This is a genomic window from Amycolatopsis pithecellobii, from assembly GCF_009707865.1.
Classification (GTDB): domain Bacteria; phylum Actinomycetota; class Actinomycetes; order Mycobacteriales; family Pseudonocardiaceae; genus Amycolatopsis_E; species Amycolatopsis_E pithecellobii.
On record NZ_WMBA01000036.1, the window covers coordinates 69798 to 76447 of the forward strand.

A 6650-nucleotide genomic window follows, 5' to 3' on the forward strand; every position below is an offset into this window, starting at 1 on the left:
GGCGGCTTCGAAATCACTGCGCTAGTGATCGCCGTAGGTGAGCCAAGCTCCCGGCCTCTGGTTCTGGCCGATCCCGGGCTTGGTGTAGTCACACACGCCGTTCGGGAATGCCCGGCGCAGTTCTTCCTGTTCGGCGGGGGTGAACCGCACCGGGTAGTCGGCGAAGTTCAGCGGTCGCAGTGCGCACTTGAGCACGTTCTCGCTCAATGGTCCACCGGCCTGCAGCCGGGGGGCCGATCCCACCGGATAGGTGGCAGCACAGCGGCCGGTCGCAGGGTAGGTCAGCGGCGCCTGGATGCGGTCGCCGGCGGACAGATAGCAGCCGTCACCGAGGCCGGCGGGCTTGTTCGCGATCACCTTGGCCTGCTGGCTGCGCGTGAAGTGATCGGCCTCGATGTTGGTCAGCCACTGGTCCATCGCGGACAGCGCGTAGGAGTTCGCGGCGGCCGACTGGTCGGGCGTGTTCTGGTACTCGATGATCACCTGGTTGGCCGCGGTTCCGTTGGCGGCGCGCAGGCGGTCCCGGGTCACATACGACCATTGGGTCGTATGGGTGTCCCACAGGGGGCCGGCGTTGTCCATGTCCATCCGGGCATCGATGATCGGGATGGTGCCCAGCCCCTGCCCGGCGCTGTTCAGAATGTTGTCGTGGTATGCCGCGTTCAGCGCCCGGGGATCCGCCTGGGTGCGGGACGCCACCGGAGTGCCGGTGGTGTCGTAGCCGCCGACGCTCGCGTTGAGGGTGGCGAACTCGGCCGGCGTGATCTGACCGTGCTGCAACGCGGTCAGGCCGTACTGCACTCCGACGTTGTCCAGCACGCTGCGGACGAATCCGGTGGCCGGGTCGCGACCGAGCTGGTTGGCGTCGGACTCGAGGGCACTGCATTTCACGCCGTCGGGGTTGGTCACCGGGTTCCAGATGTCCGCGGGGGGAATCACGTTGTCCACCACGGCGATGTGGTTGTTACAGCTGCCGGCCGGGGTAATGCGGTTGACGAAGTAGTGGTCGAAGGAGACGCAGGTGTCGTTGTTGAGGTGGCCGGTGACCGCCTGCCGCTCCGCGGCCGTGAAGGAGGTCCCGGCCCCGGCGAAGAACCGCGTAAGGAGCCCGCAGTCGGCCCCGGCTTCGAGGATGCCCAGCGGGTCGGGGAACGAGAGCCCCGGAATGATCCCGTCGATGATGCCGGGGTAGGCGTTGGCGATCGAGTACTGCTGGATGGAGCCGCCGGAGACTCCCCAGCCGATGGTGTGCGCCACCGGGCCGTAGGTCTCGATGAAGTGCTCCTTGACCATCATCGCCGCTTCGGCCGAGAGCACCGTGCTGCAGTTGTTGTCCAGCACGTTGAGGCTGGAGGAGGCGACGGCGTAGCCGCGGGACAGGAACAGGTCGTTGATCACCCCGCCGGTCGTGTTGCCCTGCTGGTGCCCACCGTCGCAGCCACCGCCGAAGGTGTAGACCAGCCGGTTGTTCCAGCTCGTGTCCGGGTGCACCGGCGAGGGGGCGGAACCGTCGTAGAGCGCGGCGAACTGGTAGACGGCGCGGTCGATGGTGCCCGTCTCCACCCGCACGAGGTACGGCACGGTCCTGCCGTTGACCGTCGTGGTGGCGAGGTCGGCGGGGCGGGCCGTGGGGTCGGCGAGGGGTGCGAACGCGCCGCCGGTGGTGCGGTATCGGTAGCTGACCACGGTGGGTGCGGAACACAGCGGCCGGCCGGCCGGAGCGAGGCCGAACGCGGTCGTTTCGCAGTAGTAGGGCGACTGCCGCGGGCCGGAGAACACCGGACCCGAGTCCGGGTGGTTGACCACGTTCAGCTCGGCGGCCCGGCCGTGGGACGTGGCCGTGATGTGGTTGTCGCCCGAGCGCAGGCCGGTGACCAAGCCGAGTAGGGAGCCGTCCTGCTGACGCGTGAAGCCGCTGATCTCCCGCCCGTTCGCGGTCACCCGTATCGGGGCCGCATCGGGCGCGGTGATCCGCACCAGCACGTCATTGCCGCTGACCAGCTCCGGGTGCGTATTGGACACCACGGTGATGCTCGGAGCGGCCCGGTCGGCGAAACCGGAAGCCGCTGACGCCGGGAGGGACACTACCGCGGCGCCCAGCAATACGGCACAGGCTACGGTCAACTTCGTTCGGACTCGGGTTTTTCGATCGTTTCTCAAGGTTGGGTCCCTTCATTTCCTTGGCGTGGCGTCCCGGGCGGACGGTGACGCTGACGAGAACCGCGAGCGGGCGACCACCAAGGCCGAGAACACGGCAGCACGAAGCCATCCACGCCGGTTCACGCGGCACGCCGGGTAGCCGGCGGCCCCGTGCAGCACCGATGGCCGACCGGACCGCGCCGGCCCGGCGCCGATGCGGGGCCGGACCGCAGCTTGTCGAGTTCGCCGAGGTGCACGTCGGGCCCGGTGACGAACATGCGCATAGTGCGCGACTCCTTCGGCTCAATCAGATGGCTGGGTCGGCGCGACGCGATGCCCGGCCGGCGTTTCCACCTTCCGGCCAGTAAGACGCACTGGTCCAATGATCTTTTCGCAACCGCCGATACGGTCGGCGTATCGATGCAGTTCAGTCAGTCGATCGGTGCTTCCCGGTTACGCTGCTGGTATGCCCGCCTCACCGTTTCCATTGGTCGACCTCGACCTGCGGCTGGTGCAGTGCTTCATGGTCCTCGCCGAACACCGCCATTTCGGCCGCGCCGCCGAAGCCCTCCACACCACGCAGCCGTCGTTGACCCGGCAGATCCACCGTCTCGAACAGCAACTGGGTGTGCGCCTGCTCGACCGCAGCGCGCAACGCACCCAGCTCACCGAGGCCGGAAAGGTCTTCCTGCCGCTGGCCGAATCGTTGGTCGGAGCGGCCACGCAGGCAATGGCGTGTACCCGGGCCGCCGGCCGGACCGGCCGGATCACCATCGGCTACACCACGGGGCTCACCGTCACCCCGGCTGTGCGCGAACTGCGCCACCGGCATCCGGATGCCGACGTGCGCACTCTGCATCTGGCCTGGAACGCACCACGTACCGCGCTGCTCCAGCGCCGGGTGGACGCGGTGGTGGCGCGGTCACCCTTCTCGACCGAGCGGTTGCACGTGACGCAACTGTACGACGAACCCCGGGTACTCGTGGTGTCCGTCGAACACCGTCTGGCGGGCAAGGAGTACGTCACCATCGAGGACATCGCCGACGAGCCCATGCCCCGGGTCCAGCAGTCCGATCCGCTCTGGAGCGCCTTCTGGCGGATCGACCCACGGCCTGACGGACGTCCCGCGCCTGACGGCCCGCTTGTCGAAGCCGTCGAGGACAAGTTCGAGGCCATCGCCACGGGGCGCGCTGTGGGCGTCTCGGCCGGCGTGCATGCCCACAACCTCCGGCCCGACCTCACCACCGTTCCCCTGGTCGGAGTCGAACCCAGTCACGTCGTGCTGGCCACCCGCGCCGACGACCAGAACGGCTTGGTGGCAGCCTTCCGCAGGTACGCCAAGGCCCATCTCACGGGTCCCCGCCAAGCCGAACCGGAATGAGCCAGTGGTCGGACCTTTCAGAGGTCTGAGGGCCGTGAAGACTCCCTCGGCGGAAGCAGGGTCGGCCTTGATGAAGGCGCTGCAGGGTTGGTTGTCGCGACGGTAAGAGTCGGCGATCGTGATGCGTCCGGACGTCGCGATTCCCGTGCGAGTCTCCAGTGTGGGCAGGGGCCGTGAGCTTGCAAGTCCGTCGGACCGCCTATCCCCCAGGCAGTCCGACGGATACGAGATGCGCCCGGTCGGCGCGTCACGTGTCCCTACAATTCGCTCGCCGAACCCGGTCAGTTCGCGGACAGGGCCGAGAACAGCTGCTCGTATCGTTCCGACGGGCCGAGAGTGAGTCCGGACTTCACGAACTTCGCCCAGTCGTCAGCCAGCACCTCGTCGAGACCCGACTCGATGGCGTCCAGCCCGGCAGCCGCCAAGGCCGACGGGGAGATCTTCGGCGCTTGCACGCCCGCGGCCATGTCCGTGTCGACAAGGCCCATGTGGACGCCGACGACGTGCGTGCCTTGTTCCGCCAACTCGAGCCGCGCACTGTCGGTGAGGCTCCAAGCCGCCGCCTTGGAGGCGGCGTAGGCGCCGGTGCCCGGGGCGGTGAACCACGACAGTGCAGAGACGACGTTGAGGATGGCACCTCCCCCGTTGGCCTTCAGAATCGGAGCGAACGCTTGAGTCATGAGCAGCGGACCGAAGAAGTTCGTGTCGATCTCTCGCCTGATGTCCGCCACGTCGCCGGAGACGATGGACGTACCGGTCGAGATTCCCGCGTTGTTGACCAGGACCTGGACGTCGCCGGCCGCGTCGGCAGCGGCCCGGACCTGCGACGGGTCCGTGATGTCGAGCTGGATCGGCTCGACACCGTCCACGCCGATGGAGCTCGCATTGCGCGAAGCCGCGTAGATCTTCGCCGCTCCGCGCTTCTTGAGCTGTGCGACGAATTCGGCGCCAATGCCCCGGTTGGCTCCGGTGACCAGCACCACGGCGTTCTTCAACTGCATGAGATTCTCTTTCTATAGCGAGCACTATGAATCGCGACGCAACCGTACCACATTCCATAGCGGTCGCTACGATATGCTGCGGACATGGCCGGCAGACCTCGAAGCTTCGACCGCGACACCGCGCTGGCTGCAGCCGTCGAGTTGTTCTGGCGCGCAGGCTACGAGGAGACCACCATCGCGATGCTGACGAAAGCCATGGGCGTAACTCCCCCGAGCCTGTACTCGGCGTTCGGTGACAAGGACAGCCTGTTCGAGGAAGCCTCCGCCTTGTACTTCCGCCGGACCTGTGAAGCTGTCGACTCCGCGGCCGCCCGCCCGACCGCCCGCGAGGCCATAGCCGTCATGCTCGACGACACCGCCCGCGCGCACACCGACCCGCAGACGCCACTGGGCTGCCTCATGCTGACCGAGCCGCGCCTGGCCGCGCAACGGGAGGACATCCACGGTCGGCTCAGGGACCGGATCGCACGAGGGATCACAGACGGCGACCTCCCGGCGACCGTTCAGCCCGACCAGCTGGCGTCTTTCCTGCTGGCGGTCATGCGAGGCATGTCCGGTTGCGCCAGGGACGGAGGTTCCACCGAAGAACTTCTCGCCATCGCCAGCTGCGCCGTGGCCGCCATACCAGAATCGCCGCCCACCCACAAACAGGGATGACGCCGATCGACGTGTGCCTCGCTGATCCGCGCCGCCATCCCCTCCGGCCGTTCGAGCTCACCGCCCGGTGCGACTAGGCGTAGCCACGTTTGAGCATCATGCCCGCGGCCTTGTCGAATCCGGCATCGCTGGGGATGGCGAAGTCCAGGGCGTTGGCGTAGCGGGTGATGATGTTGAACAGGGCCGCGACCGCCGCCGCGTCCGTCAGTTGGTGCCGGCTCACCCCTGCCGCCATCGCCGCTTCCGCGTGGGCGGCGCGCAGTTCACCCGGGCGCAGGGTCATCGTTTCCAGGAAGGCGAGCGTCGCGCGTAGTGGCGCCGAGATGGGTGCGGTGTGGTAGTCGGTGAGGCAGGCGTCCACCACCGCCTTGTCCATACCGCGCACGGCGATGGCGCGATGCGCCCCGATGCAGAACGGGCACGAGTTCCACCTGGCGACCATGGCGGCCATCAGTTCCCGCTCCGCCACGGACCATTGGCTCGGTCCGCGCATCGCGTCCTGGGTCCACGCGCCGAGGGCCGAGCCGACGAAGCCTTTGTGGTAGAAGGCAACGCGGGCCGCGTCCGGGAGGCGCGTGCCCAGGACCATGGAGATGATCCGGATCAGCGCCCTGTTACGAAGGCTGTCACCGCGCTCGACTTCAGGCAGACGCATCGGTTGCCTCCTCGATGGCGCGAGCAGCGGTATCCCAGCGGGCCAGTCCCGCACCGATACACGCGGACATGACGATTTCAAACGCCCCTTTGTCACTGCCCGTTGCTTCCCGGACGGCCTCGACATCGGCGTCGGTCACGCGGTAGGACACCTCACCGATCTGTCGCGCGAGGTTGTCATACGGCTCGGCAATGGCCGGCCCACCGGCGGCTCGTGCTGCCGCGCCAGTCCGTACCGACGCTTCCGTCACTCCCCTGTCGCCTGCCACCGCGGCGCGCAACGCTTCCGCGCGATCGCGGTGCGGGACGCCGGTGTTCGCGCTCATACGACCCCTCCCCTACCGTCGAAATCCGGTCTCGTGTGGACGGTAGTCGCTTTACGACTGGGGTTCGAATCCGTATGAGCTGTCGAGTTCCGGTGGCACCAGCAGCAGTTCGAGGGACAGCTGGTCCACGATCCGCAGGTAGACGCCACCTGCGGCGTCCGGAATGTCTGCCGTCGCGGTGGCGCCGCGGGATTTTGCCGCGGCGAGATCACGCTCCATCGTCGCACGGTCACGGTAGCCGAGCGCGATGTTCATGATCCCCTGGTCGCTGAGGACCGAAATACCGGCGCACGGATTCGAGGTCGGAGACGGATACCGCAACATAGGCCACCCCGGGATAAGACGGTCCGCGAGCCGCCTCTTCCCCGAGCTCGACGATGACGCCGCTCCCGGTTCGCGGAAGCAGGCCGCCCGGCGAGCCACCACATCATGCAGTACGTGTCGTCGCCCGTCGGGAGTTCCTGCAGCCGCGCCGCGTACCCCCCCCCCCCC

At 67.8% G+C, this 6650-nt stretch carries 8 protein-coding genes; 2 read left to right on the forward strand and 6 right to left on the reverse strand.

What is annotated here, in order from left to right:
- Positions 1-21: 21 nt before the first annotated feature.
- Entirely contained in the window at positions 22-2022 is a 2001-nt protein-coding gene (locus GKO32_RS21990) for a DUF6351 family protein (protein WP_312868293.1), read from the reverse strand.
- Between the two features lie 257 nt (positions 2023-2279).
- Positions 2280-2423 (reverse strand): hypothetical protein, encoded by a 144-nt coding sequence (locus tag GKO32_RS21995; RefSeq protein ID WP_154758768.1) that lies wholly within the window; start codon positions 2421-2423, stop codon positions 2280-2282.
- Between the two features lie 182 nt (positions 2424-2605).
- Here GKO32_RS21995 and GKO32_RS22000 point away from each other — a divergent pair, with 182 nt between their 5' ends.
- Positions 2606-3520 carry a LysR family transcriptional regulator gene (locus GKO32_RS22000; RefSeq protein ID WP_154758769.1) on the forward strand — a complete coding sequence of 305 codons (915 nt, stop codon included), beginning with the start codon at positions 2606-2608 and terminating at the stop codon, positions 3518-3520.
- A gap of 281 nt (positions 3521-3801) precedes the next feature.
- Here GKO32_RS22000 and GKO32_RS22005 read toward each other — a convergent pair whose 3' ends face one another.
- Positions 3802-4521 carry an SDR family oxidoreductase gene (locus GKO32_RS22005; RefSeq protein WP_154758770.1) on the reverse strand — a complete coding sequence of 240 codons (720 nt, stop codon included), beginning with the start codon at positions 4519-4521 and terminating at the stop codon, positions 3802-3804.
- An 84-nt stretch (positions 4522-4605) separates the two neighbouring features.
- Between GKO32_RS22005 and GKO32_RS22010 the strand changes: the two genes are divergently transcribed.
- On the forward strand, positions 4606-5178 hold the full coding sequence (locus GKO32_RS22010; RefSeq protein ID WP_154758771.1) for a TetR/AcrR family transcriptional regulator: 573 nt from the start codon (positions 4606-4608) through the stop codon (positions 5176-5178).
- 73 nt (positions 5179-5251) lie between these two features.
- Here GKO32_RS22010 and GKO32_RS22015 read toward each other — a convergent pair whose 3' ends face one another.
- The 3 genes from GKO32_RS22015 to GKO32_RS22025 are packed head-to-tail and all read right to left on the reverse strand — an operon-like array spanning position 5252 to position 6413.
- Positions 5252-5833, reverse strand: a complete 582-nt coding sequence (locus GKO32_RS22015) for a carboxymuconolactone decarboxylase family protein (protein ID WP_154758772.1) — start codon at positions 5831-5833, stop codon at positions 5252-5254.
- Complete coding sequence (locus tag GKO32_RS22020; protein WP_154758773.1) at positions 5820-6158, reverse strand: hypothetical protein; 339 nt, start codon at positions 6156-6158, stop codon at positions 5820-5822. The genes GKO32_RS22015 and GKO32_RS22020 overlap by 14 nt, the downstream gene beginning before the upstream one ends.
- 51 nt (positions 6159-6209) lie before the next feature.
- Positions 6210-6413 carry a hypothetical protein gene (locus tag GKO32_RS22025; protein ID WP_154758774.1) on the reverse strand — a complete coding sequence of 68 codons (204 nt, stop codon included), beginning with the start codon at positions 6411-6413 and terminating at the stop codon, positions 6210-6212.
- Positions 6414-6650: the final 237 nt, after the last annotated feature.